This is a genomic window from Rheinheimera sediminis, from assembly GCF_004005375.1.
Classification (GTDB): Bacteria; Pseudomonadota; Gammaproteobacteria; order Enterobacterales; family Alteromonadaceae; genus Pararheinheimera.
The window spans coordinates 95830-119465 of the sequence record NZ_RZUF01000009.1 but is presented as its reverse complement, the minus strand read 5'-3'; the positions used below and the strand labels follow the sequence as shown (position 1 = coordinate 119465).

Annotated in this window: 19 protein-coding genes; 9 read left to right on the top strand and 10 right to left on the bottom strand. The window is 45.6% G+C overall.

From position 1 onward, the window contains the following. Positions 1-170: 170 nt before the first annotated feature. The 3 genes from EMM73_RS07780 to EMM73_RS07770 are packed head-to-tail and all read left to right on the top strand — an operon-like array spanning position 171 to position 4269. A complete protein-coding gene (locus EMM73_RS07780) occupies positions 171-3062 on the top strand; it encodes an ATP-binding protein (protein WP_127685881.1) in 2892 nt (963 codons plus the stop codon). A 57-nt stretch (positions 3063-3119) separates the two neighbouring features. Then, positions 3120-3911, top strand: a complete 792-nt coding sequence (locus EMM73_RS07775; RefSeq protein ID WP_127685880.1) for a DUF2884 family protein — start codon at positions 3120-3122, stop codon at positions 3909-3911. 13 nt (positions 3912-3924) lie between these two features. Next, on the top strand, positions 3925-4269 hold the full coding sequence (locus EMM73_RS07770) for a RidA family protein (RefSeq protein ID WP_127685879.1): 345 nt from the start codon (positions 3925-3927) through the stop codon (positions 4267-4269). Here EMM73_RS07770 and EMM73_RS07765 read toward each other — a convergent pair whose 3' ends face one another. From EMM73_RS07765 to ubiK, 6 genes are all read right to left on the bottom strand, one after another. Further along, on the bottom strand, positions 4270-4764 hold the full coding sequence (locus EMM73_RS07765) for an ankyrin repeat domain-containing protein (protein ID WP_127685878.1): 495 nt from the start codon (positions 4762-4764) through the stop codon (positions 4270-4272). Positions 4765-5061: 297 nt separating this feature from the next. Continuing rightward, on the bottom strand, positions 5062-6570 hold the full coding sequence (locus EMM73_RS07760) for a catalase (protein ID WP_127685877.1): 1509 nt from the start codon (positions 6568-6570) through the stop codon (positions 5062-5064). A 119-nt stretch (positions 6571-6689) separates the two neighbouring features. Next, positions 6690-6848, bottom strand: a complete 159-nt coding sequence (locus EMM73_RS20025; RefSeq protein WP_186435159.1) for a hypothetical protein — start codon at positions 6846-6848, stop codon at positions 6690-6692. Between the two features lie 88 nt (positions 6849-6936). After that, on the bottom strand, positions 6937-7287 hold the full coding sequence (locus tag EMM73_RS07755; RefSeq protein ID WP_127685876.1) for a hypothetical protein: 351 nt from the start codon (positions 7285-7287) through the stop codon (positions 6937-6939). Positions 7288-7425: 138 nt separating this feature from the next. Next, positions 7426-8703: a Xaa-Pro dipeptidase gene (locus EMM73_RS07750; protein ID WP_127685875.1), complete on the bottom strand. Its 1278-nt coding sequence runs from the start codon at positions 8701-8703 to the stop codon at positions 7426-7428. 25 nt (positions 8704-8728) lie between these two features. Beyond that, positions 8729-8983: a ubiquinone biosynthesis accessory factor UbiK gene (ubiK, locus tag EMM73_RS07745; protein WP_127685874.1), complete on the bottom strand. Its 255-nt coding sequence runs from the start codon at positions 8981-8983 to the stop codon at positions 8729-8731. 161 nt (positions 8984-9144) lie between these two features. On the opposite strand from ubiK, the gene rep reads away from it, so the two are divergent. Continuing rightward, entirely contained in the window at positions 9145-11160 is a 2016-nt protein-coding gene (gene rep, locus EMM73_RS07740) for a DNA helicase Rep (RefSeq protein WP_127685873.1), read from the top strand. On the opposite strand, the gene EMM73_RS07735 is transcribed toward rep, so the two are convergent. Both EMM73_RS07735 and EMM73_RS07730 read right to left on the bottom strand, forming a co-directional pair. Continuing rightward, complete coding sequence (locus EMM73_RS07735; protein WP_222422627.1) at positions 11134-13698, bottom strand: sensor domain-containing phosphodiesterase; 2565 nt, start codon at positions 13696-13698, stop codon at positions 11134-11136. The two genes, rep and EMM73_RS07735, sit on opposite strands and share 27 nt — an antisense overlap. 215 nt (positions 13699-13913) lie before the next feature. Continuing rightward, complete coding sequence (locus EMM73_RS07730; RefSeq protein WP_127685872.1) at positions 13914-14312, bottom strand: c-type cytochrome; 399 nt, start codon at positions 14310-14312, stop codon at positions 13914-13916. A 556-nt stretch (positions 14313-14868) separates the two neighbouring features. On the opposite strand from EMM73_RS07730, the gene polA reads away from it, so the two are divergent. Next, positions 14869-17646 carry a DNA polymerase I gene (gene polA, locus EMM73_RS07725; RefSeq protein ID WP_127685871.1) on the top strand — a complete coding sequence of 926 codons (2778 nt, stop codon included), beginning with the start codon at positions 14869-14871 and terminating at the stop codon, positions 17644-17646. Positions 17647-18571: 925 nt separating this feature from the next. On the opposite strand, the gene yihA is transcribed toward polA, so the two are convergent. Beyond that, entirely contained in the window at positions 18572-19186 is a 615-nt protein-coding gene (gene yihA, locus EMM73_RS07720; RefSeq protein ID WP_222422626.1) for a ribosome biogenesis GTP-binding protein YihA/YsxC, read from the bottom strand. Between the two features lie 181 nt (positions 19187-19367). Here yihA and EMM73_RS07715 point away from each other — a divergent pair, with 181 nt between their 5' ends. The 4 genes from EMM73_RS07715 (at position 19368) to EMM73_RS07700 (ending at position 22296) form a co-directional block, all read left to right on the top strand. Further along, on the top strand, positions 19368-19994 hold the full coding sequence (locus EMM73_RS07715; RefSeq protein ID WP_127685870.1) for a c-type cytochrome: 627 nt from the start codon (positions 19368-19370) through the stop codon (positions 19992-19994). Between the two features lie 579 nt (positions 19995-20573). Next, a complete protein-coding gene (locus tag EMM73_RS07710; protein WP_127685869.1) occupies positions 20574-21221 on the top strand; it encodes a class I SAM-dependent methyltransferase in 648 nt (215 codons plus the stop codon). A gap of 54 nt (positions 21222-21275) precedes the next feature. After that, positions 21276-21827, top strand: coding sequence for a Der GTPase-activating protein YihI (gene yihI / locus EMM73_RS07705; RefSeq protein WP_127685868.1), 552 nt, complete (start codon positions 21276-21278; stop codon positions 21825-21827). 10 nt (positions 21828-21837) lie between these two features. Further along, positions 21838-22296 carry a DUF2489 domain-containing protein gene (locus tag EMM73_RS07700; protein WP_127685867.1) on the top strand — a complete coding sequence of 153 codons (459 nt, stop codon included), beginning with the start codon at positions 21838-21840 and terminating at the stop codon, positions 22294-22296. A 47-nt stretch (positions 22297-22343) separates the two neighbouring features. Here EMM73_RS07700 and EMM73_RS07695 read toward each other — a convergent pair whose 3' ends face one another. Continuing rightward, positions 22344-23624, bottom strand: coding sequence for a metal-dependent hydrolase family protein (locus tag EMM73_RS07695; RefSeq protein ID WP_127685866.1), 1281 nt, complete (start codon positions 23622-23624; stop codon positions 22344-22346). Between the last annotated feature and the right edge of the window lie 12 nt (positions 23625-23636).

Sequence of the window (23636 nt, the reverse complement as noted above, 5' to 3'; positions counted from 1 at the left end):
TTTTAGCCGTCTAAATGGATAAAATTAAATAACCCTTCTCTCTTCGTTATACCTTTTAGTTATTAAAATAAAGTTTTGATTTATAACCACTGAACACTAAACCTGACTTGCCCTTGTCAGAGCTGGTTGTTAGCATGGGGCTAATGCTCTATTGATGTAGTGTGGTGAGCTTGAAGTTACATAGTGTAGCGTTCTGTCTGGTATTACTTTATCTGCCGCTTGCCCTCTTTGCGCAGCAAGGCGAACTATCCGCTGCTGAACAGCGGCAGTTGCTGCAACAGCAATTGGCTGAGGCCACATTGCCCGAACAACAAGGGCCTTTATTAATCCAACTCACTCAGGCCTTTGTCACTCATGATCCCCACCTCAGTCTGGGTTATGCCAGTCAATGGCTGAACAGTACAAAAGACCGTCAAAGCACAGATTATCAAAAGCTGCTGCTGGAACAAATCACAGCTTATATGCTGCTTGGCGATTACCAACAGGGGTACCAAACCAGTGTGGAAGTTGAGCGCCTGGCCCGCGAGAAAAATGATATCAAACAACTATTTAACGCATTGCGACGTCAGGCAGATAACCTAAACCGTTTAGGTCAGGCCGATAAAGCCCTGCCTAAGGCATTGGAAGCGATGCAAATTGCCATTGATGCCAATCACCCTGTCCCGCTGCAAATCATCCGCTATGACCTGGCGCACATTTATCTGAATCTGGCAGCCTATCCGCAGGCGATTCAAATCGCCAGTGATGGCCTGGATTTGGCGATGACAGGCGATGACAGTAACGGTCAGGCTAATTTTTTGCATTTACTGGCGGAAGCCAGCGGACAATATCAACAGCATCAGGAAGCCGAAGACTTTGCCCGCAAAGCGCTGGAATTGCGACTAAGCCGGCAGGAACAGGCGTTAGTGGCTAAGTACTATCTGAGTCTGGCCCGCAGCTTAATGTCGCAGCAGAAATATCAGCACAGTGAGCAGCAACTGCAGCTGGCTTTACAGGCAGCGCAGAAAGTCGACAATAAAACTGAGCAAGCAGACGCGCTGCAAAGCTTAGCCTGGCTGGATTTACATTTTGGCCGGACAGAACAGGCCGAACAAAAATATCAGCAGATCCGGCAATTGCTGCAAGCAGATAACTTTGCTGCGAACCTGCGCATTTTCAGCCTGCAGCATTTAACCGCCTTACTGGAATTTAACCAACTGGAGCAGGCGTCAGCCTTGTATCGAACCCTGGCGCTACAGGCATCACTTTTTGCTGAGCCACAGAATCAATTGAATTTTTGGACTGTGACGGCAAAACTGGCGCACTTTGAAGGTAAATCAGCGGAAGCCTTTCAGGCTGCTGAGCAAGCTATTCAGCTGCAACGGCAATTATTTGATGACAAACTGCACAAACAAGCACTGGTCATTGCCAGCGAGCAACATAAAAACTTGCTGGAGCTTAAGCTGCAACAGGCTGAACAACAAAATCAATTGGCGCAGCTGAATCAGCAGCATCAAAAATATATGCTATTGCTGCTCTGCGCAGGTGGTTTTTTAGCCATAGCTTTGTTGCTATCGCTGTTTTATCACAAGTCGCGGCGTAATCAATTATTGCTGCAAAAACAACAGGAAATGGCTCAACAAAAGATTGCAGTAAAAAATGAGTTTATCGCCACTTTGGGCCATGAAATCCGCACGCCGCTGCAGGGCATTGATGCAGTTCTGGCGCAGCTGCTCCCTGAACTGACCGAACAAAGTAGCCAGCAGAAAATCAAACTGGCCCGCCGCTCAGTCTGGTCACTGGACAATATCATTAATAATATTCTGACCAGTAGTCGGCTGGAACATGGTGCTTACCATCTGTCCGAACAACAAGTTGCGCCGACAGAACTGCTGCACAGATTGCATGATTTGCTTGAACCACTGGCTCAAAATAAAGGGCTGAAATTAACCAGCTTTATTGCCCCTAATGTGCCAGCGCTGCTGATACTGGATGAAAATTTGTTGACGCAGCTGTTAACCAATCTGATCTCCAATGCAGTGAAATATACTCAACAAGGCGAGATTGAAGTTCGGGTCGAGCTGGACCCACGGCAACAGAACAACCTGACGCTGTTGTTTAAAGTACGGGATACAGGGATAGGGCTAACCCAGTTGCAAATCAGTCGGTTGTTGCGCGGCGAACGTTTGGAGCAACAACGTGCGTTGCAGGCTGGTCCAGGTCTTGGCATGCTGGTGTGTCAGAAATTGTTACAACAAGTAGGTTCAGTACTGCAAATCCAGTCTTTACCTGGCGTTGGCACAGAGATGAGTTTTAGTCTGAACTGCAAAAATTCAGATATGCTGCCGGAACAATCCAAGCCAGGCGTTGCAGCTGCTGACTGTGCAGCAAACAGGGCTTTAGTGGCAGAAGACGATGAATTATGCCGTTTGAGTTTACAGCAATATCTGACGGAGCTTGGTTTTACTGTCAGTTGTGTTGCCAGCCTGGCACAATTGCAACAGCTGCCGCCCCAATCTCCGTGGAGCTGGGTGTTTTTAGATGGCCAGTTAGACGATGCAGATGCTGGCGCTGTGATTGATTATCTGCAACAGCAAAAACAGATCAACGATAGCAGCAGGCTGGTGATGATCAGTGGTTCTGCTCAGCCACAACGCCCACCACAAATCAGTCTGGTACTGACCAAACCCTGGCGCAGAGAGCAACTGCAATCCTCTATAGCACAGCTGGCTCAACTGCCCCCTTTGCATTCGCTCTATCAGGCGGAGTATCTGCAGGAAGCTATCCAGGCGTTAAATCAGCCACAACGCCAACAGCTACTCAGCCATGTCATTGAACAACTGCACCAGCTCAGACTGCAGCTGAAACAAGCGCCACCTGATGCCAAAGTAATACACCGAATGATAGGCAGTATGGGCCAGCTGGGCTTACTGCGGCTCAGTCAGTTATGCAGGTTGAGTGAACAGCAACTGTTGCAGCAAGGTACAATAGACTCTTTAATGACCATGCAACTGGAGCTCTGTCTGGAGCAAAGCCAGGCAGAAATCCAGATTTTGTTCGCCCGGCTTGATGTTCAGTGCTGATTCATAGCCTTGATCGCAGCATGCATCAGATGTGGTTTTTCCAGCCTTGAGGTGGTTATGAGATTTTTGATGTATAGCAGTTTTTTAGTGCTCAGTACCGCCGGTTATGCCGCGGAGCAATGTGCTTTAACCTTACAGGATGATTTAAAAGTCAGTCCCGCTCTGGTCAGTATGCAAAGAGCGGATAAAGAATTATGGCGCATAGACACTAAAGGTCAGCTCTGGCTGGCACAACAAAAGCACAACACGGACAAGGACACACAGCAGCAGTTGAAAGCCTATCAACAAGGTATCCGTACGCAGGTGACCGCTTCTGCCAGCCTGATGGATGATAGTTTACAACTGGCACGCTCGGTGCTGGATCAGAATATCAAAGCCACGACAGGCCAGAGTTTGGCCGACAATCCTGAACTGCAACAACCCGTTACTCAGTTGGAAGAAAGACTGGAGCAGTTGATCCGGCGTCAGGACGGCACTATTTATGTATATGGCAGCCAGTTGCGTTCTGCCGACAAAAATCTGGCTCGCGAAGCAGAGCAAAGTATTCAGCAGGCGGTGGCGCAAATTAGTGGTCAGATGATGCTGACTCTTGGTCAAAATGTGCTACAAAGTCCGGGATCAGCCAGCGAAAAAATGCAGAGCTTTCGCGCCAAAATGCAAACTTTTGGCAGCCAGTTAAAAACTGATATGCAAAAAAACAGCAAAAATTTACAACAACGCGGTCAGCAGATTTGCCAGCAATTGCAGGCGCTCGACCAACTGGAGCAAAACATTCAGCAACAAGTTCCTGCCATGTCGCCTTATGATTTGATCAACACTCAGGCTGAAGGTTACAAAGCAGTGTTATAACAAGGAAAAATCGATGATCCAACGTATACAACCTGGCAAAAGATACAGCGAAGCTGTGATAGCCAATGGACTGGTGTTTTTATCCGGTATGGTACCTGACAATCTGGATGATGATGCCACAGCACAAACCAGCAATGTGTTGGCGCAAATTGATGCGCTCTTGGCTGAAGTTGGCATCAACAAGAGCCGAATCGTCGACGCCACTATTTATCTGGCAGATATGGCCGACTATAACGCTATGAATACGGCTTGGGATTTGTGGGTTGAAGCAGGTCAGGCTCCGGCGCGCGCCACTGTCGAAGCGCGTTTAGCCAACCCGGAATGGAAAGTTGAAATAAAGGTAACGGCAGCACTCTAATTACGGCTGGCCTGTGCTTTGTATTTCTTTTGCCAGTTGCTGTAGTTTTGCGCTTTGACCAAAAACTTCAGCAAACTGCGCTACTGTCATCTTATTTTTGTCAGTGACAGGCGTTTTGGCATCGACTGACTTGTCTTCTTCGCAAGCTATGGGATACAGCATTTTTCCTATAGTCCACTCCGCCTTGACTATAGCTCCCATCATAGCGGTATGACCGCGTTTATCGCGTAAACAGGCATCAGCGCCTTGCTTAAGTAATAATTCAACTGCACCTTGCTGACCTGAATAAGTCGCCACCATCAGAGCTGTATAACTTTGCTTATTGCGCTGATCGACAGGAAAGCCCTGCTGTAAAAACTCATTGAGTACCACTGTATCGCCTGTGCGGGCAGCAGCAAAAAAGTAAGACGTCAGTTGTTCCAACGGATCCGGGGCTTGCTCCTCGGCCTGCACCATTGCGCCTGCGAACAGAAGACTCAGTAGTAATAATCGCATCAGACAAATTCCTTAGAAATAGGGTTTATAGATATATATTACCCAAAGTAATTGGAGTTGCAGCGAGGCGATGTTGTAGGGGCTGGGTTTACCCTGCCCGCCTCGTGTTCAATCCGGTACCGGAATGAGAGCGCGAAGTCAACAAAGCTGCGGCTTCAAGTACGAAGGGCCATTCATTACCTAATTGGGTGCCTGCGAAACTCACCCTGGGTGCAGGACAGAGCATACGAGTTTCGCAGGACTTTAAAAAAAGGTCAGCTGACAGCATCTGTCAGCCGACCTGCACCAGGGATCGGCTTACAGCGACTTAGCGATTTGCTGTACTTGCTTTAAATCACCATTGACGGCTTTGGTTAAACGCGTGCCGTAATCGGTATCGGCTTTATAGAAGTGCGCCAGCATTTTGTGTTTAGTGGCGCTGTCTTTGACTGCCCCCAAATCACCCGACAAGTTACGGATCAGGTTGGCTTGCTGCTGTTTATCAAAGCTACGGAACAAAGCACCGGCCTGACTGAAGTTGTCCTGTTTACTGATAGCTTTTTGCATCACTGTGCCATCCAGCTTTGTCTCGACAGCACGGGCTGCAGCCACTACAGCTTTAGGTTCAACCCGACTTGGTTCGTAATTGACGTTGGATTTGCTGTTGCCAAAGTTCATAGCACCATCCTGATTGTGGTTGTCCACCATCACTTTGGCTCTGTTGATTGGCAATTGGCTATGATTTACTCCTAAGCGATACAACTGAGTGTCGGCATAAGAGAAAATACGGCCTTGCAATAAACGATCTTCCGATGGCTCTATACCAGGGATCAGATTGGCTGGCGCAAAAGCCGACTGTTCGGTTTCTTCAAAGAAGTTATCCGGCATACGGTTTAACGTCATAGTGCCTACTTTACGTTCTTTCACATCAGGCCAGGTTTTAGTGGCATCCAGTGGATTAAAGTCGAAATCATTCAATTGATCCGGAGTAATGACCTGCACAAACAAGTCCCACTTTGGGTTATTACCGGCATTGATGTTCTGGTACAGATCACGGGTCAGGTGGTTAAAATCCATGCCCTGAGTTTTAGTCACCTGATCGGCGTCCAGAGATTTCACGCCCTGCTGACTCTTCCAGTTAAACTTAACGTAATGCACCTGACCTTGGTTATTGATGAACTTATAAGCATGTACACCAAACCCATCCATTTCGCGGTAGCTGGCCGGAGTGCCCAAATCTGAATAAACAAAAGTCAGCATCTGGGTAGAACCCGGTTCGTGCGACATAAAATCAAACACCCGATTCGGGTCCTGCATATTGTCGACTGGGGAAGGTTTTAACGAATGCACCATATCCGGGAATTTAATCGCATCACGAATAAAAAACACCGGCAGGTTGTTTCCTACTAAGTCCCAGTTACCCTGATCAGAATAAAATTTCACAGCGAAACCACGAGGGTCACGTAAAGTTTCAGGGCTGTGGTTGCCATGAATAACAGTGGAAAAACGCACAAAAACAGGTGTCTTTTTACCTTGATTGGCAAAAGGAGCAGCTATGGTTAAATCGGATAAATCGTCTGTTGCAACAAATTCACCATGCGCACCGGTACCACGGGCATGCACTACACGCTCAGGAATACGCTCACGGGCAAAACGTTGTAACTTCTGGATCAGGTGCACGTCTTGCAGTAACACACTGCCGTTCGCTCCTGCTGTGGTGGAATTCTGGTTGTCACCTACCGGAGCACCGTTGTCTCTGGTTAAAGTGTTAGCATGCAAAGCTAAGGACAAACCTAAAGCTACGACTAAGGCTGATTTTTTAAACATTGTTATGACCCTCTCTGGAGTACGCTCTATCCTGCCGACACAGAGTAGAGCCTTAGGGTCAATTTAAAAAACAAAATAAAACTATCGGATCAATCTAAAAAACAAATTAGCGAAGCGGCTTAAATTTTACAGGCGCCGCCAGCGCAATCATCACCATCTTCATCTTGCATCGCAGCTTGTTCTGCTGCCAGCTGATCCGCAGCAAGCTGCTTTTGCACTGTTGTTTTTTCGGCGCCATCAAAATCCAGATGGTCTAAGTCAAAATCGAATTCGCTCATGGGTGTGCTCCGTATTGCTGTGTCTAGCCCGATACTTTGGGCTACTCTACGCAATTTTCAAGCCGGAGCACAGAGTATAGGCGCTGAATCAGCCGTATATTTTCACCAAAGCAGCACGACGCTCTTGTTCCGGCATAGCTTTTAATTGCTGAATTAACGAAGCTGGTAACTTACGGGCAGAGCCACGGGAATAAGTGCGAATTTGTGCCTCTGCATCCGCAGTTAACTGCGCAGTCATTGGACTCAGCAGTTTGACACAAGCGCTGCGGGCAGGCTTAAAACCCAACTTTTTCGCATAAGCCTGCAATAAATTATCAGCAGCATTCTGAGCAACCAGTTCACAGTATTCGGTGTTCGAATAGGTATAAGTTGCAGCAGCCTGAGCCTGGCTTGCTATAAGAGTAACAGCAGTAACGACAGCAGCAGTGATAAGTTTCATTGAGTATTCCTCGGCTTTAAGTTGATTAACTGCGGCCAATTATTCAGCACAGCCATGACAACTCTATGTAAGAAAGACGAGAAAAAGCAAAGCGGAAGCATTAAAAAATCTAATGCTTCCTTTAGGGCTTTAGAGAGACTAGAACACTGGCTGACCAGATTTCACTACAACAGCAGGTTGTTCCAGAGTTTTTATTTGAGTTAACGGGTCCACAGGCACAGCAACTAAATCTGCATATGCGCCAACTTCCAGCACGCCGACATTTTGTTGGCCCTGCTCATTTTTCCAATTCAATAAAGTACCGGCATTCACTGTTGCCGCCTGAATAGCCTGCAAAGGCGTCATGCCCCATTGCACCATATAAGCCAACTGGCGGCCATTCAAACCATGAGTATAGACACCGGCGTCAGTACCATAGGCCATCTTCACTCCAGCTTTCACCGCTTTCTCGAAGTTTTGTCGTTGTAACAAACCCACCTTTTTCTCTTTAGCTAACGACTCAGGCAAGATGCCAGCCTTTTCGCCTTCACTTAAGATAAAGTCGCTGACATACACATCCATTACTAAATAAGTGCCGTGTTTTTTTGCCAGTTTAATAGCTTCATCATCAATAAAACTGCCGTGTTCAATCGAATCCACACCAGCTGCAATAGCACGTTTAATACCCTGTAAACCGTGCGCATGAGCCGCAACTATGCGGCCTCTGTCATGTGCTTCATCTATTAAAGCTTTCATTTCTTCAAAGTTATACTGACTGGCATTCACATCGGTATTTTTCGATAACACACCACCAGTGGCAGCAAACTTAATCACATCAGCGCCGTATTTGATGTTTTCCCGCACTTTAGCCCTCACTTCATCTGGGCCATTCGCTACACCTGCACTTCTGGAGTTATAAATATGCGGCAGCAGATTATTGTCACAGTGTCCGCCTGTGATGCAGATGGTATTGGCAGCAACCCGCATCCGGGGTCCCTGAATCTCACCATCATCAATGGCGTCACGCAAAGACACATCGGCAAAACCAGCAGCGCCTAAGTTCCTCACAGTAGTAAAACCAGCTTTTAAAGTAGCTTTAGCTGCACTAACACCAAAAATAGCTTCGCGGGTTGGGGTTTCGACTAAACCACGATAACCATGTTTTTGTGGATCTGAGGTTAGATGCACGTGCATGTCAATCAGGCCTGGTACTACATAATGCTTTGATAAATCAATCAACTGCACGTTTTTAGGCGCTTGATCGGCATCGACAATAGCGCTGATGCGCCCCTCTTCAACCAGAATAGCTTTGTTTTTCTGGTAGTTGCCGGTGCGTACATCCAGCAAATGTCCGACCTGTATCACTTGATCAACCTGAGCACAAACTACAGTGCTGAATAATCCAGCTAACAGTACAGATACCTGAGTTAACTTCATAACAGTCCTTATTTACATCACTTTTTTAGTTAGCTGACTCGTCTTTCGCCGACAGTTCAGCCACACGACGCTCCAGTTCATCCAGCTTGGCTCGAGTTTTTGCCAGCACTTGAGTTTGCACATCAAATTCTTCGCGAGAGACAAAATCCAGCTGGCTGAGTTTTTGCTGCAACACCTGTTTCACTTTATTCTCTACGTCATCAGCCATCTCACGCATTTTAGGTGGGATAGCGGCGCCAATTTGTTTCGCAATTTCTTCTATCTTTTTTGGATCAATCATGGTGTAACTCCTTTAGAGTGATTTTATTCTACGGGCCTTTAGGCTCAAGGTGGATCCATTCTGCCGCATATTTGCCTTACTTGCTCGTTTTGTACTGAAATCAGCGCGCCTCTGCCCGGTCAATTTGAGTTAAACTAGCATTCTTCTGTGAAGGGTGCCTGATGAAACTTAACTCTCAACAAAACGATGCTGTGCATTATATCAGTGGGCCATGCCTGGTGCTGGCTGGCGCTGGCAGCGGTAAAACCCGGGTCATTACCAATAAAATTGCCTATTTAATTCAGCAATGTGATGTACCTGCCAAACATATAGCGGCCGTGACTTTTACTAATAAAGCAGCGCGCGAAATGAAAGAGCGGATCAAGCATCAGCTGGAACGGCCTTTGCTCCGGGGTTTAACCGTTTCCACTTTTCACACCTTAGGCTTAGAGATCCTGAAAAAGGAATATCGCGCCATCGGTTATAAGCCTAACTTCACGCTGTTTGACGATCAGGATAGCATGGCACTATTAAAGGAACTGACCGATGACGAGCTACAAGGCGATAAAGATTTACTGAAAGCTTTGCAAAGCAAAATATCTTCGTGGAAAAACGATTTAACTTTACCGGGTCAGGCGCTGGCACGCGCTACGGATGCACAAAGTATTAGCTTTGCCAACGTCTACCAGCAATATGCGCAGCAATTGCGGGCCTACAACGCTTTGGATTTTGACGATCTCATTATGGTCCCCACTTTGTTGTTCGCCTCTAACGAGCAAGTGCGGCAGAAATGGCAACAAAAAATTCAGTACCTGTTAGTGGATGAATATCAGGACACCAACACCAGTCAGTACGAACTGGTGAAATGGCTGGTCGGTGAACGCCAACGTTTTACTGTGGTTGGAGACGACGATCAGTCCATTTATTCCTGGCGCGGTGCCAAACCGCAAAATCTGGTATTGCTGGGCAAAGACTTCCCCAATTTGAAAGTCATTAAGCTGGAACAAAACTACCGCTCGGCCGAACGTATTCTCAAAGCCGCCAATATTTTGATTGCGAATAATCCACACGAGTACGATAAACGCTTATTCAGTGAATTGGGCTACGGTGTACCTTTACGGGTGTTGCCGACCCGTAACGAAGAAGACGAAGCCGAAAAAGTGGTGGCCGAAATTATTTCGCATCGTTTTATTAATCGTACTCAGTACAAAGAATATGCCTTGCTCTATCGTGGCAACCATCAGGCGCGAGTATTTGAAAAAGCACTGATCACCAACAGAATTCCTTACAAAGTATCAGGCGGCACCTCGTTTTTTTCCCGCGCCGAAATTAAAGATATCATGGCTTATTTACGCTTATTGGTGAATCAGGACGATGACAATGCGTTTTTGCGTATTATCAACACCCCAAAACGTGAAATAGGCGCTGCTACTTTAGAAAAAGTCGGCAGTCTGGCCAACGAAAAACACATCAGCTTGTTTGCGGCCTGCTTTGAACCTGAATTGGCAGAACGTTTGCCTGCACGTGGCCTGCAGGCGGTGCAGAATTTTGCCAACTGGATTAACCATGTAGCAGACAACGCGCTGCGAGCTGATCCTAAGGAAGCCGTAAAAGACTTGATCCGGCAAAGCCAGTACGAAGCCTGGTTATTTGAAAGTAGCGCCAGCCCCAAAGCGGCTGAAATGGCGCTTAAAAACATCAATGAGCTGTACCGCTGGATCAGCGAAATGCTCGAGGGCAAAGACGATGAGGAGCCGTTGAGTTTAAACGAAGTCGTCACCAAACTCACGCTACGCGACATGATGGAACGTCAGGAGCAGCAAGATGAAGCGGATCAAGTACAGCTGTTAACACTACACGCATCCAAAGGCCTGGAATTTCCTTATGTCTTTATGGTCGGTATGGAAGAAGGTTTATTACCCCATCAAAGCAGCATAGACGAAGACAACGTGGAAGAAGAACGTCGATTAGCTTATGTAGGAATTACCAGAGCACAGCGCGAGCTGATTTTTACCTATGCTCGCGAGCGTCGTCAGTATGGTGAAGTGATTAAACCTGAACCCAGCAGGTTTTTATATGAATTGCCTGCTGATGATTTGGAGTGGAGCAAAGCAGCGCCTGTAAAAACTGAACAGCAACGTCAGGAGACGGGCTTAGCGCATCTGGATAGATTACGCCAACTGCTGAAAAAGCCCTGATTGAGCTTCGCTTACAGGGCTGCTATCGGCAAAATAACAGCACCCCAATTCAGTCAGGTAGGACCGGCTTTCGTCACTTTCGGCAACAGTAGCCACCAAGCGATATTTGTGGGTTTGCGCCAGACTTAGTAGTACCTGCAGCAGCTGCTTGCGCTGATCGCTGCGCTGCAAGCTGCGACTAAAGGCTGTGTCTAACACCACAAAATCAAATGGATACTGCACGACCAATCCCAAAGCTGCCACTTCGGCAGAAAACTGGTCTACTAACAATCGAATACCCAGTCGTTTTAACTGATGTAAATTCGCCAGCTGAGTGTTGGTTAAACGCAGTAAATCAGCTTCCTTAAAGCCTATGCACAACTGGTGTAGTGGTAAAACAGAGCGGCGAAGCACATGACAGAGCTTATCAAAAAGCACTGTGTTATTCAGATGCCCATTACTTAACGTCAGGCAGAATAGAGTTGTACTGGCATTTCTTTGGCAAATCTGTCGGACTAATTCCAACTCTATATCGGGCATTAAGCCAGCTTGGGCGGCTTGACGGCTTAACTCTGCTTTATACTCAGCATCTCCTTGCTGCCAGTCCAGCAGCACCTGATAACCAAGAACTTCATGGCCAGCTTGCACCAGAGGTCTGAAGGCAGGTGCAAACTGTTTTTGATCAACAGCATGCTGCAAAGCCTGTTCCTGCCCTAGCTCCAGCAACATTTGCTGGCGCATCGAGTCATTAAAAATCACAAAACGGTTACGGCCAAAAGATTTGGCTTGATACATAGCGGCGTCGGCGTCTCGTAATAACTCATCCGCGCTTTGATACTCGGGTTGATAACAGGCTATACCCAAGCTAGCTCCTGAACAAACCTGCTGACCTTCGAGTATCATGGGTTGGCGCAAAGATTCAATTAAACGATCAGCCACTTCTTCTGCATCCAAATCACTTTGGATCTGACCTAACAATACAACAAACTCGTCACCACCCAAGCGGGCGACTAAATCATGTTCACGCACTGTTTGCTGTAAACGCTGACTGACTTCAATTAAAAACAAGTCGCCTATGTGATGGCCTAATGTATCGTTAATTAGTTTAAAGCGGTCTAAATCGATAAAAAGTAAAGCAAAACGTGGCGCAGCCTCACGGTTGCGATACGAAAAACGTTGGCGCAGCTGCATCAAAAACATTTGCCGGTTTGCCAGACCAGTTAAGGCATCATGATTGGCTTCGTGAAAGAGTTTTTCTTCAGCTTTTTTCCGTTCTTCTACCTGCAAACGCAAAAATAGATTAGTTTGACGCAACTCTCGGGTGCGTTCAAAAATACGTTTCTCCAGCTCTTCGTGCTGTCTTTTTTGTTGCTCTGTACTGAGTTTGCGTGAGATAGCCACTGCAATATGTTGAGATACAAAACGCAGTAAGTTCAGCTCTTGCTCGCCGTAACTATAGGTATTGTCATAACACTGCAAGGCGATGACACCCAGCACTTGCTCTCCAACCAGTAAAGGAGCCCCCAACCAACTGGTAGAAATTGCAGTCTGTACTGAACCGGACTGCACTCTGGCAACAACTCCGGTTTTGACCAAATCCAGTAACTGCGCCTGACTAATCAGCTTGGCTTCGCCAGAGCGGATCACATATTCGGTTAAACCGCTTTGTAAAGTACGTTCTTTGGGTGTGGGTGTATATTGATCCAGATAAAACGGGAAATGCAATCGGTCACCGGCTTCGTTTAACAGAGCTATGTAACAGTTGTCTGCTTTCATCAGTCCAGCCAAAATCTGATAGACCTCATGATAAAAACTCATCATGTCCGTACTTTTGGCTGTCATCTCCGAGATTTTGTACAAAGCCGACTGCAATTGTTCTGCGTTAGTACGGTCACGTATCTCTTTTTGCAACGAATAATTGATATTTTGTAACTGCTGAGTTCGTTCTCGTACAGTTTGCTCCAGCAACTCACGACTCTTAACTCTGTCTATTGCCGTAACAGTGTGAATGGCTATATTGCTGATCAAAGCTAAATCTTGTTGATTGTAGTGACATTCTGGGTCATAGCTTTGGATTGCCATCACACCTATGACTTTTTCACCACGGCAAAGAGGTACCCCTAACCAATACTGGCAAGCCGTTCCCTGGGCTGTGATGTCACCATTGTCGACTAAGCGCAGATATTCATCCTGGTTACAAAGCAACGCCCTTTTTGTGCGAGCCACATAACCTGTTAAACCAGAAGCAAAAGCATCGGACGGAGCGTCCGTCAGCACTTTTTGGTCTTTTTCGTCAGCAAAATATTCTAAGAAGAATTGCTGTTCTTGATCGCAAAGCACTACATAAAAATTATCAGCTTTGAGTTGTTGATTTAACAAGCGGTGGATAGCGGGATAAAACTCACGCATATCTTTGATGCCAGAAGCTAGCTCCGACAATTTGAGTAAGGCACCTTGAATGATGTAAGCCTGTTTATAACCTGCGACCAGCTTACGCAAACGTCTCAGCTGACTCATCACAAGGTTGCTGGCTTTATCCAGAGTCGTTATGTCCTTCAACTTTCTCTCTTAATCATCTCTAAGGCAAGGCAACCAAAATTGGCTGATGTGTAAACACTTCTATTATGCACAAAGCTTAACCAGATGGAAGGTTAAATGAGATAACTGGTCAGATCTTATTAAAAGCAATTGAGCTGTAAAGCTAACTCTTTAGTACGCTAACATTTACGCTATAAAAAAACGCTGCCAAAGCAGCGTTTATACCGACTGGAACTTTAAACGCCTTCGATCATAAATTCGATGGCAGCGGAAATTTCTTCATCGGAACAGTCCATGCACGTACCGCGAGGTGGCATAGCCCTAATACCTTCGATAGCGTGTTTTAACAATAGGTCGGCACCTTGCGCTATCCGAGGCTTCCAAGCCGCATCACCTTTTTTTGGCGCATCTAATGCACCTGTACCATGACACGCAAAACAAGCGCCCTGATACACCTGTTCTCCGGTACGAGGTCCTTTAGGTCCAGTATCTGCTGCAACCTGTGCACCAGCCAGGTAAACCTGACCTACAGGCTCAAGACGCTTTTTGATTGCTTCGTTGTCTGCATCCTGTGCAGCGACGTTGGCTATTGCAGCAGTTGTCATCAGCACTAAGGCAAAAGTGAGTTTTTTCATCTGGATAATCCTGTCAATAAGCCATACAAAAGTTAAGGTATTATAGCGCCGGGATCCTTCATAGTGGAAGCCCCTGCAATTTTTGGTTTTTCACTTCGCTTTTAATGCGGAGTAAGTCGGACGAAATCCGCAGGAAATCCTGCCTTATAACAGTTCAATCTTAATGAGTTTATTCTGAGACAAAAAAAATTGAAATCGGCGCTGTGCAAAGAAAATCTTTGTGGTAGTCTGTTTGCCCTACTTTGATTGCCTTGGACTGTTACTTTTTAGACAGCGGGCCAAAATAAGATTATTTTCCACAAAATGGAATAGCAAGAAAACCAATAAGAGAACCTCTAGAAATCCTCTTATTTTTCTTTTAAATACAACAACTTAAACAAAATCCACCGGAGTTACACCTAAAAATTCCGTACTACTTATTGCCTTCTGTCCACAAAGTTATCCACAGCTTTTTCGTGTAAAAAAGTATCAACTGAACACTTCGAAAATGCAGCTACAGCTGGCTGAATACGCACTGTTATGGCATTCTTAAGCAAAACATCAAGGGATCCTTATCATGGTTGTTATACCGGACAATCCTCTTATTCTTGTCGACGGTTCTTCTTATTTATTTCGCGCCTATCACTCCCCACCACATCTGACAAACTCCAAAGGAGAAGCGACAGGAGCTATTTATGGTGTAGTCAATATGCTGAAAAGTTTATTGCGCCAGTACAAGCCCAGCCAGATGGTGGTGGTGTTCGATGCAAAAGGCCCGACTTTTCGCAACGAAATGTATAGCGAATATAAAGCACATCGCCCACCCATGCCAGATGATTTACGCAGCCAGATAGAGCCTTTACACCAAATAATTCAGGCTATGGGTTTACCTTTGATTTGTATCAGCGGCGTTGAAGCTGATGACGTGATAGGCACATTAGCAGTTCAAGCCAGTCAGCAAGGCAGGCATGTGCTTATTTCAACGGGCGATAAAGACATGGCTCAATTAGTTGATCAGCATGTCACTTTAATAAACACCATGACAGATACCATTTTGGATCCTGCTGGCGTAGCAGATAAATTTGGCGTCGGCCCAGAGCTGATTGTCGATTATTTAGCTCTGATGGGCGATAAAGCGGATAATATTCCGGGCTTGCCCGGGGTAGGTGAAAAAACCGCTATGGCTTTACTCCAGGGTATTGGTTCAATAGAAAAACTGTACCAGCAGTTAGATCAAATTGCGACGCTGAACTTTCGTGGCAGCAAAACCATAGCCGCCAAAATGACAGAGTTTAAAGAACAACTGATGCTGTCTTATCAGCTGGCGACCATCAAAACAGATGTGGAATTATCGTTACAGTCAGATAGCTTAGAGATCAAAACTCCGGATCAGAGCAAACTGGCAGAGCTGTTTGCAGCTTGTGAATTCAGACGCTGGTTAAGCGAAGTTTTAGCAGGCAAAGACGCTGCGACAACAGTAGCGACAGAAGCTACAAAACAGAATGAAGAACAAGAAGCTGAAGCTCCAGCCAGTGGTATTGATATCAGTGGCTACCCCTGCATTTTAACCCAAGCTGATTTTCTGCAATTGCTGGAACGCTTGCCTCAGATTGAACTGGTGGCTTTTGATACTGAAACCACCAGTCTGGATTATATGCAGGCCGATATTGTCGGTATTTCGCTGGCGTTAGGAGCAGGCGATGCCTGCTATATTCCGTTGGCGCATGATTATGTTGGCGCACCTGAACAGCTCAATCGTGAATGGGTGTTAGCTCAGTTGAAAGACTGGCTGGAAGATGAAACTAAAGCCAAAGTGGGCCAAAACCTGAAGTATGACCAAAGTGTTTTGGCGCGCCATGGCATTGAACTTCGTGGCATTCGTTTTGACACTATGCTGGAATCTTATATTGTCAACAGTGTGGCCTCGCGACACGATATGGATTCCTTGTCACTGAAGTACCTCGGGCATAAAACCATAGCTTTTGAAGATATAGCAGGTAAAGGGGCGAAACAAATCACCTTTAACCAAATAGCGCTGGAGCAAGCCTCTCCTTACGCAGCAGAGGATGCTGACGTGACATTACGTTTGCATCAAACCTTATGGCCGATGCTTGCGCAACATTCAGGCTTACAAACGGTGTTCCGCGATATCGAAATGCCTCTGGTGCCTATATTGTCCAAAATGGAACGCACTGGCGTTAAAATTGACGGCCATTTGTTAGCGCAACAAAGTATGGATTTAGCCACCCGTATAAGTGAGATTGAGCAGGAAGCCTATCAGATGGCGGGTAAAGAATTTAACCTGTCTTCTCCTAAGCAACTTCAGGAAATCTTATTCGAGCAGATGGGGCTGCCTGTCCTTAAAAAAACACCTACAGGCACACCATCCACCGCAGAAGAAGTATTAGCCGAGCTGGCGCTTGATTACGAGTTCCCCAAACTAATTACTGAACATCGGGGTTTAAGTAAGCTGAAATCCACTTACACCGATAAACTGCCGCTTTCTGTTAACCCAGCTACAGGCCGGGTGCACACATCCTATCATCAGGCTGTTGCTGCTACAGGTCGTTTAAGCTCTACTGAACCTAACCTGCAAAACATTCCCATCCGAAGCGAAGAGGGCCGCCGTATTCGTCAGGCTTTTATTGCTGAAAGTGGCAAAACCATACTGGCGATCGACTATTCACAAATTGAACTGCGCATTATGGCGCACTTATCGCGTGACCCTGCATTGTTGAATGCTTTTGCACAAGGTAAAGATATTCATAAAGCCACAGCTGCTGAAGTTTTTGGTGTAAAGCTGGACGATGTCAGTTCAGAACAACGCCGTAGGGCTAAAGCCGTGAACTTCGGCCTTATTTATGGCATGTCAGCTTTTGGTTTGGCGCGTCAGCTGGGCATTAGCCGATCAGAAGCACAGCAGTACGTTGATTTGTATTTTGCACGCTTCCCTGGCGTGTTGGATTACATGAAGCGAACACGTACTCAGGCTCATGAGCTGGGCTATGTAGAAACTCTGTTTGGTCGTCGTTTGTACCTGCCAGAAATTAATGCCAAAAATATGGCCCGGAAAAAAGGTGCTGAACGCGCTGCTATCAATGCTCCGATGCAAGGTACGGCGGCTGATATCATCAAAATGGCCATGATCAAAGTGGCAGCCTGGCAGGATAAGCAACCAGCTGGTGTTGTCTCAATGATAATGCAGGTGCACGATGAACTAGTATTTGAAGTCAAAACTGAAGAACTGGAAAGAGTCAGTACAGAGCTGGTCGACATCATGCAATCCGCGGCTTCGTTGGATGTGCCCTTACTGGCTGAGGCAGGCTCTGGGCCAAACTGGGATCAGGCGCACTAAAAAAAATAGTGATAAGTCTGAACTAAGTTAAAAACACCCAGTCTTATTAATAGTGTATATGCCCATTCCTGGTAGTTTGATTTTTCGCCCCAACTTGTTTGGGGCTTTTTTATAGATGAAGAACTGCAGTAGCTACAACAGATCCCGACACTGTGCTGGTCTCCGCTAATTTCGGCCAAAACTGCCTAATTAATCAACAACACCAATGAACACCACTGGTAATAAAGCTACATTTTTTCAACTTAATAGCAATTTAAAGAAATATTTGTAGTTTAATTACAGCTATTGACTTGCATTTTTAATCAACACTTGTAGAATTAAATTCGTAGGGTACAGAGGTAAGATGTTCTATCTTTCAGCACTACTGAGCTTAATCGCTTATTTAGTGGCCAGAAAGAAAGGCTTATTTAGCCGCCCCACTGCTTGCAGTGGGGCGTTTTTTTTGTCTTTTGATCAGAGAAACTGAAATAAAATTAGATTTTTTAGAGCAAATACTTCAAACGTTCATAATTCTATGTATAATAGCCTTGTCTTGTTAATCCAAGACACCCTGTTGATTTGAAATTATTGAATAGCTTCTCCCCGTTTGCTATGACCGGCCTCCTCAAAAAGGGCCGGTTTTCTTTTTTCTGGCAGCGCAAAATCCCCAAACACTTATGATCAGCTGAGCTTATTTTTCTTTGCCATGTCATTCTGAGATTTGATCTGAACTAGTACTGTGATGCTTTTTAGAAACTGGGATCTAATAAACCTGAACTCGGGATAAGCCTTGCCACTGAATAAACTTTGTGTGCTTGACGTAATAATTTTACTTCGTTGATTTAATTAATTAAATCGACAAAACTCGACACTCATTATCCCGAGTTCAGGTTAATAAGAATAAAAAAAGCAGAGACATGCTCTGCTTTTTGAGACTGGGTAACACTTATTCTGCGTCTGCGCTAAACCATTGGTCTAGCTTTTGTTCTAACTCTGTCAAACCTAATTTGGTAAGAGAGCTGAACACCTGTACTGTGACATCGCCCATAAAAGCCATAGAGGCTTCCGTGACCTCCATCAGAACTTTTTTACGCGGCCCTGGACTTAACTTGTCCGCTTTGGTCAAAAGTAACAACACCTGCAAATTACTTTGCACAGCCCAATGAATTAAATCCTGATCCAAATCTTTCAGTGGATGGCGAATATCCATTAATATAACTATACCTTTTAAACTTTCACGTTTAATCAGATATTCACTCAGAGCTTTTTGCCATTTTTCTTTAACGGCTAAAGGCACTTTGGCAAAGCCATAACCAGGCAAATCGATCAAACGCTGGTTTTCAGATAAAGAAAAAGTATTAATTAATTGAGTACGACCTGGTGTTTTACTGGTTCTGGCTAAACCATTTTGTCTAGTCAGCGTATTTAATGCACTGGACTTGCCGGCGTTAGAACGACCAGCAAAGGCAACTTCGATACCTGTATCTGCGGGCAGAGCCTTAATATCAGGGGCACTGGTCAGAAAAGTTGCTTTCTGATAATTGATGATCGCTTTGTACACTGTCAGCTCCGGCTGTAAATTTAGCTATAGTGTAACGGATCCTGAAGATCCACAGAAGCTTTACTGTGATTTATGGGATTCTATCTGTGCAATATTCGTGTAAAATAAACATAAAATATAGGGTTATTCAACTTGGTTGCCAGATTTCTGGCGGTTCAACGCGGACAGAGACGGAAAAAAAATGAAAAAATTCGCACTTCCACTCACGCTCTTTTTAGGGTTAATCAGTACAGCTTATGCATTCGATGGGGATGCTGAAGCAGGTAAAGCTAAATCTGCTACTTGTGCTGCCTGCCATGGCATGGACGGGAATAGCCCTACCGATTTATACCCAAAAATTGCGGGTCAACATGCTGGTTATTTATTTAAACAGTTAAAAGAATTTCAACTAGGTGGCAAAACTGCGGGTAAGGAAGGGCGTTATAACGCCCTGATGGCTCCAATGGTTGCTGCTTTGTCGGAACAGGATATGAAAGATCTGGCTGCTTTTTATGCTAGTCAGACCATGAAGGAAGGCACTACACCAGAAGATGTGATTGCTAAAGGCGAAAAATTGTTTCGTGGTGGTGATATGGAACGTGGTATAGCCGCTTGTATCGCATGTCATGGTCCACGTGGTGTAGGGCACAGCTTGGCTGGTTTCCCGAAAATTTCATTCCAACACGCAGCTTATACCAAATCACAATTGGAAGCCTTCCGCAGTGGTGCGCGAGCCAATGATATGAATGGTATGATGCGCGATATTGCAAAGAAGCTGACCGACGAAGATATCGAAATACTGTCTAAATACGTAGGCGGTTTGCACTAACAGCCATTCTTGCGTGAAAAGCCAGGCTTTATGCCTGGTTTTTTTATGCTCTCCCGCTAACCTTTCCCCTCAAGCTGTCGCTTCACCTAGTGAATAATGAGAACTCAACTTATTTTGTAAGATATGTCTCACACTCTAGTAAGATAATGCTCACAACGCGAAATAATATACGCAAGTCTTTGATTTATAATGTCATTACAAAATAGTTCATTTTTTTTGTACTTTTTTTATACTGCCGTATTGCCATTCTAAAAAATCGGAGTAAATTAAATCCGGTTACATTTAGTAACCATTGAAAACAGGGAAAGAAGGCAAGGACAGCAGCAGTGCATTAGTATACTTTTTAAGCATCAGAATGATGGCAGAGTGTAATTTACACGGTGCATGGATGGAACATTAAGTATCAGGAAGGTCGCGAATAATTATTTTCATAGGGAATTTGCGTAAAAATATAGGGAATTTGTGCAAACAGGGTGTTGAACTCCCGTCAGGACGACTTAAAGCAGATTATGTGTCGCGCTAGACACCTTATATAGAGGGCGGTAACATCTTACACCGCCCTTTTTATTTATCTTCACCATGAATTCAGCGTGCCCACTTTGTTCAGCATCAGAAATACAGGCTTTTTGCAGCGATAAAAGACGTGCTTACTTTCAATGTCAGCAGTGTTGTTTAGTCTTTGCTGACCGCACAACGCTTTTAACTGCGCAGCAAGAAAAAGCCCAATACGATTTACATCAAAACCAGTTGGATGATCCGGCTTACCGTAAATTTTTATCCCGTTTATCTTTACCTCTGCTCAGTACTCTTACACCTGAACAACATACAGGATTGGATTTTGGTTGTGGCCCAGGGCCCTTATTGGCACAAATGCTCAGCGAAGCAGGCAAAAAAATGCAGGTTTGGGATCCATTTTATGCACCGGAGCCGCATGCTCTGCAGCAAAAATACCATTTTGTCAGTTGTACTGAAGCCATAGAACATTTTATCAACCCAGCGAAAGAATGGTCCTTATGGCTGGATTTACTCTGGCCCGAAGGCGTATTGGCTTTGATGACCAAACGCTACACCGAGCAAAGCAGCTTCAACAATTGGCATTATAAAAACGACCCAACCCATATCAGTTTTTTCCATCAGCGCACTTTTGAATTTCTGGCAAAGCGGGATAATTTTGCACTACATTTTCCGGCTGATGATGTGGTGATATTTAAAAAACGAAATACCTAGGTTTTCTAAGATAAACTGGTTAAAATACGCGCCCTTTTTCGTAGGTAACACATAATGACCCGGATTAAAAAAACTCGCACCTCAGGCCCACTTGGTACCAGGCACAGACCGGCTGAGGAAGCTCGTCAGGACCGCACTCGCGCGCCCGAAACCAAAAAGAAAGGTGCGGGCTTAAAATCCGGTAGTCGCCATTCGCCTTCAGCCGAAGACAAGCAAAAACAATCAGGCAAAAGCTCTAAAGATCCACGCCACGGTAGCAAAAAGCCTATTGCGTTAGTAGTAACAGAAGCAGAACAAAAGCTGATGGCGCAGCCGAAACAGTTCAAGCCAGTGGTCCAACTGAGCAAAGCCAAAGAGCCAGAAATGCCTCCAGAGCAGGAATTAGCCTTGCTCGAGAATGATGAGAAGCTGCTGGAATTGCTGGATCAAGTGGATAAAGGTGAAATACTGACGGGTAAAGACGCTAAGTACTTCAATGCCAAAACGGCACGCCACGCAGAACTGGTTGCTCTTTTAGGCCTGGATCAAGATGACGAAGAAGAAGATATGGATCCATTAGCCAAGTTAGAGCGTACTGATTGGCGTAAAGAATTTTTAGGCGAATAGGGGATATAGTTTGACCTTAAGCTGGATACTAGCCACTTTAGTTGCTGTTTTAATCCTTGGTGGTCTAAGTTTTTATCTTGGCCGTCTGTTGTGGCTGATCAAACAACAACAGTTGAAGCAGCAACAAGTAGTTGCGACAAAAAACGCCAACCTTACCGAAAGTATAGTGTTAATTGCCAAAGCTATGCGGGAAGGACAGTGTGAGTTGTCAGAAGGTGCGTTGCGGCTTTGGGTGTTGTTGGACCATCTGCAGTTGCCTGAAAAGCCAGACGCGGTTCTTACCTACCCTGGCTTGTTTAAGATGTACGACGTAGTCAAAGATATGCCTACCCATCAGGCCCGTAAAGAGCGTGATAAAAAAGAGATCCGCCATCTGGATCACCTGCGTGAACAGGCTGAAATTGACTTGAAAGCCGATATACTGGCTGACGTGCACAAACTGCTGGCGTTTTTTCAGAAGCAAAAATAGTAGTAAAAAAGGCAGCCCCTGGCTGCCTCGCTTTTTCAAATCCATTGCTATTGCTTGTACACCACACCTGCTTTCATGACAAAACTGACTTCCCCCATCAGCTGAATATCCTGCAGCGGGTCACCTGGTACAGCTACTAAATCTGCAATTTTACCTGGGCTGACAGAACCCAGTTCCTGATCCACCTTTAACAGACGAGCCGCTGTAATAGTGGCCGACTGAATAGCTTCCAAAGCAGGCATACCGGCCTCTGTCATAAAAACAAATTCTCGCCAGTTATCTCCATGCGCCCCTACTCCGGCATCAGTGCCAAAAGCAATTTTAACTCCCTCTTTATAAGCCGTAGCAAAGGTTTGCTGGATTTTTGGACCTATAGCTGCAGCTTTTGGCCGAACCAGCTCTGGGAAAAAGCCCGGAATGGCAGCCTTTTCTGCGGCCCACTTACCCGCACTGATGGTTGGAACATAATAAGTGTCATGTTTTTTCATCAGTTTCATGGTGGCTTTATCCATTAAAGTACCATGTTCTATCGAGTCCACTCCGGCTTCGATGGCTCTGTCCATGCCTTCTTTACCATGCGCATGCACTGCCACTGTCATGCCATAATCTTTGGCTGTCTCGACAATAGCTTTTAGCTCTTCTTTATTAAACTGTGGATTCGAGCCACTTTTGGCCACACTCAGTACGCCACCTGTAGCCGTGATTTTGATCAGATCTGCACCTTCTTTGTAGCGCTGACGCACGGCTTTACGTGCTTCATCCGGGCCATTCACCACACCGTCTTTTGGACCTGGATCGCCCATCAGCTCATAAGCTACACCATTGCTTGGATCTGCATGCCCCCCTGTAGTGGCAATAGATTTACCCGCGGTATAAATACGCGGGCCTATGACATAGCCCGCTGTGATCGCTTTACGCAGAGCTGTGCTGGTGTGATGACTGGTACCCAGCTCTCTGACTGTAGTAAAGCCTGACAATAAAGTCTTTTCGGCATACGTAGCGCCACGTAAGGCAACATCAGCTTCATTCAACAAAAAAGCTTCAGTATAAGTACCGGGGTTCATCTGAGTGGAAAAATGAGTATGCATATCCATTAAGCCAGGCATCAGTGTATGATTTTTCAAATCTATGACCTGATCATCGGCGGCCGGGGTTGTATAACCGGACTGCACTGCGACAATTTTGTCGCCTTCGATGATGACAGTCTGTTGCGTCAATACTTTATCAGTGTCTGCTGTGATCAGTTTGCCGGCGTGGATTAGAGTGGTACTCTGGGCTGTTCCAGCGATCAGTAACGCGCTGGCAACGAGGGTCAATTGGAATTTCATTCGCTCTCCTGT

Excerpts from the sequence above, each read along its gene's own strand:
- yihI (WP_127685868.1), top strand. The coding sequence starts at position 21,276 with ATGACCCGGATTAAAAAAACTCGCACCTCAGGCCCACTTGGTACCAGG.
- EMM73_RS07760 (WP_127685877.1), bottom strand. The coding sequence starts at position 6,570 with ATGTTTAAAAAATCAGCCTTAGTCGTAGCTTTAGGTTTGTCCTTAGCT.
- EMM73_RS07730 (WP_127685872.1), bottom strand. The coding sequence starts at position 14,312 with ATGAAAAAACTCACTTTTGCCTTAGTGCTGATGACAACTGCTGCAATA.
- EMM73_RS07710 (WP_127685869.1), top strand. The coding sequence starts at position 20,574 with ATGAATTCAGCGTGCCCACTTTGTTCAGCATCAGAAATACAGGCTTTT.
- EMM73_RS20025 (WP_186435159.1), bottom strand. The coding sequence starts at position 6,848 with ATGAGCGAATTCGATTTTGACTTAGACCATCTGGATTTTGATGGCGCC.
- EMM73_RS07775 (WP_127685880.1), top strand. The coding sequence starts at position 3,120 with ATGAGATTTTTGATGTATAGCAGTTTTTTAGTGCTCAGTACCGCCGGT.
- rep (WP_127685873.1), top strand. The coding sequence starts at position 9,145 with ATGAAACTTAACTCTCAACAAAACGATGCTGTGCATTATATCAGTGGG.
- EMM73_RS07755 (WP_127685876.1), bottom strand. The coding sequence starts at position 7,287 with ATGAAACTTATCACTGCTGCTGTCGTTACTGCTGTTACTCTTATAGCA.
- EMM73_RS07715 (WP_127685870.1), top strand. The coding sequence starts at position 19,368 with ATGAAAAAATTCGCACTTCCACTCACGCTCTTTTTAGGGTTAATCAGT.
- polA (WP_127685871.1), top strand. The coding sequence starts at position 14,869 with ATGGTTGTTATACCGGACAATCCTCTTATTCTTGTCGACGGTTCTTCT.
- ubiK (WP_127685874.1), bottom strand. The coding sequence starts at position 8,983 with ATGATTGATCCAAAAAAGATAGAAGAAATTGCGAAACAAATTGGCGCC.
- EMM73_RS07695 (WP_127685866.1), bottom strand. The coding sequence starts at position 23,624 with ATGAAATTCCAATTGACCCTCGTTGCCAGCGCGTTACTGATCGCTGGA.
- EMM73_RS07750 (WP_127685875.1), bottom strand. The coding sequence starts at position 8,703 with ATGAAGTTAACTCAGGTATCTGTACTGTTAGCTGGATTATTCAGCACT.
- EMM73_RS07765 (WP_127685878.1), bottom strand. The coding sequence starts at position 4,764 with ATGCGATTATTACTACTGAGTCTTCTGTTCGCAGGCGCAATGGTGCAG.
- EMM73_RS07770 (WP_127685879.1), top strand. The coding sequence starts at position 3,925 with ATGATCCAACGTATACAACCTGGCAAAAGATACAGCGAAGCTGTGATA.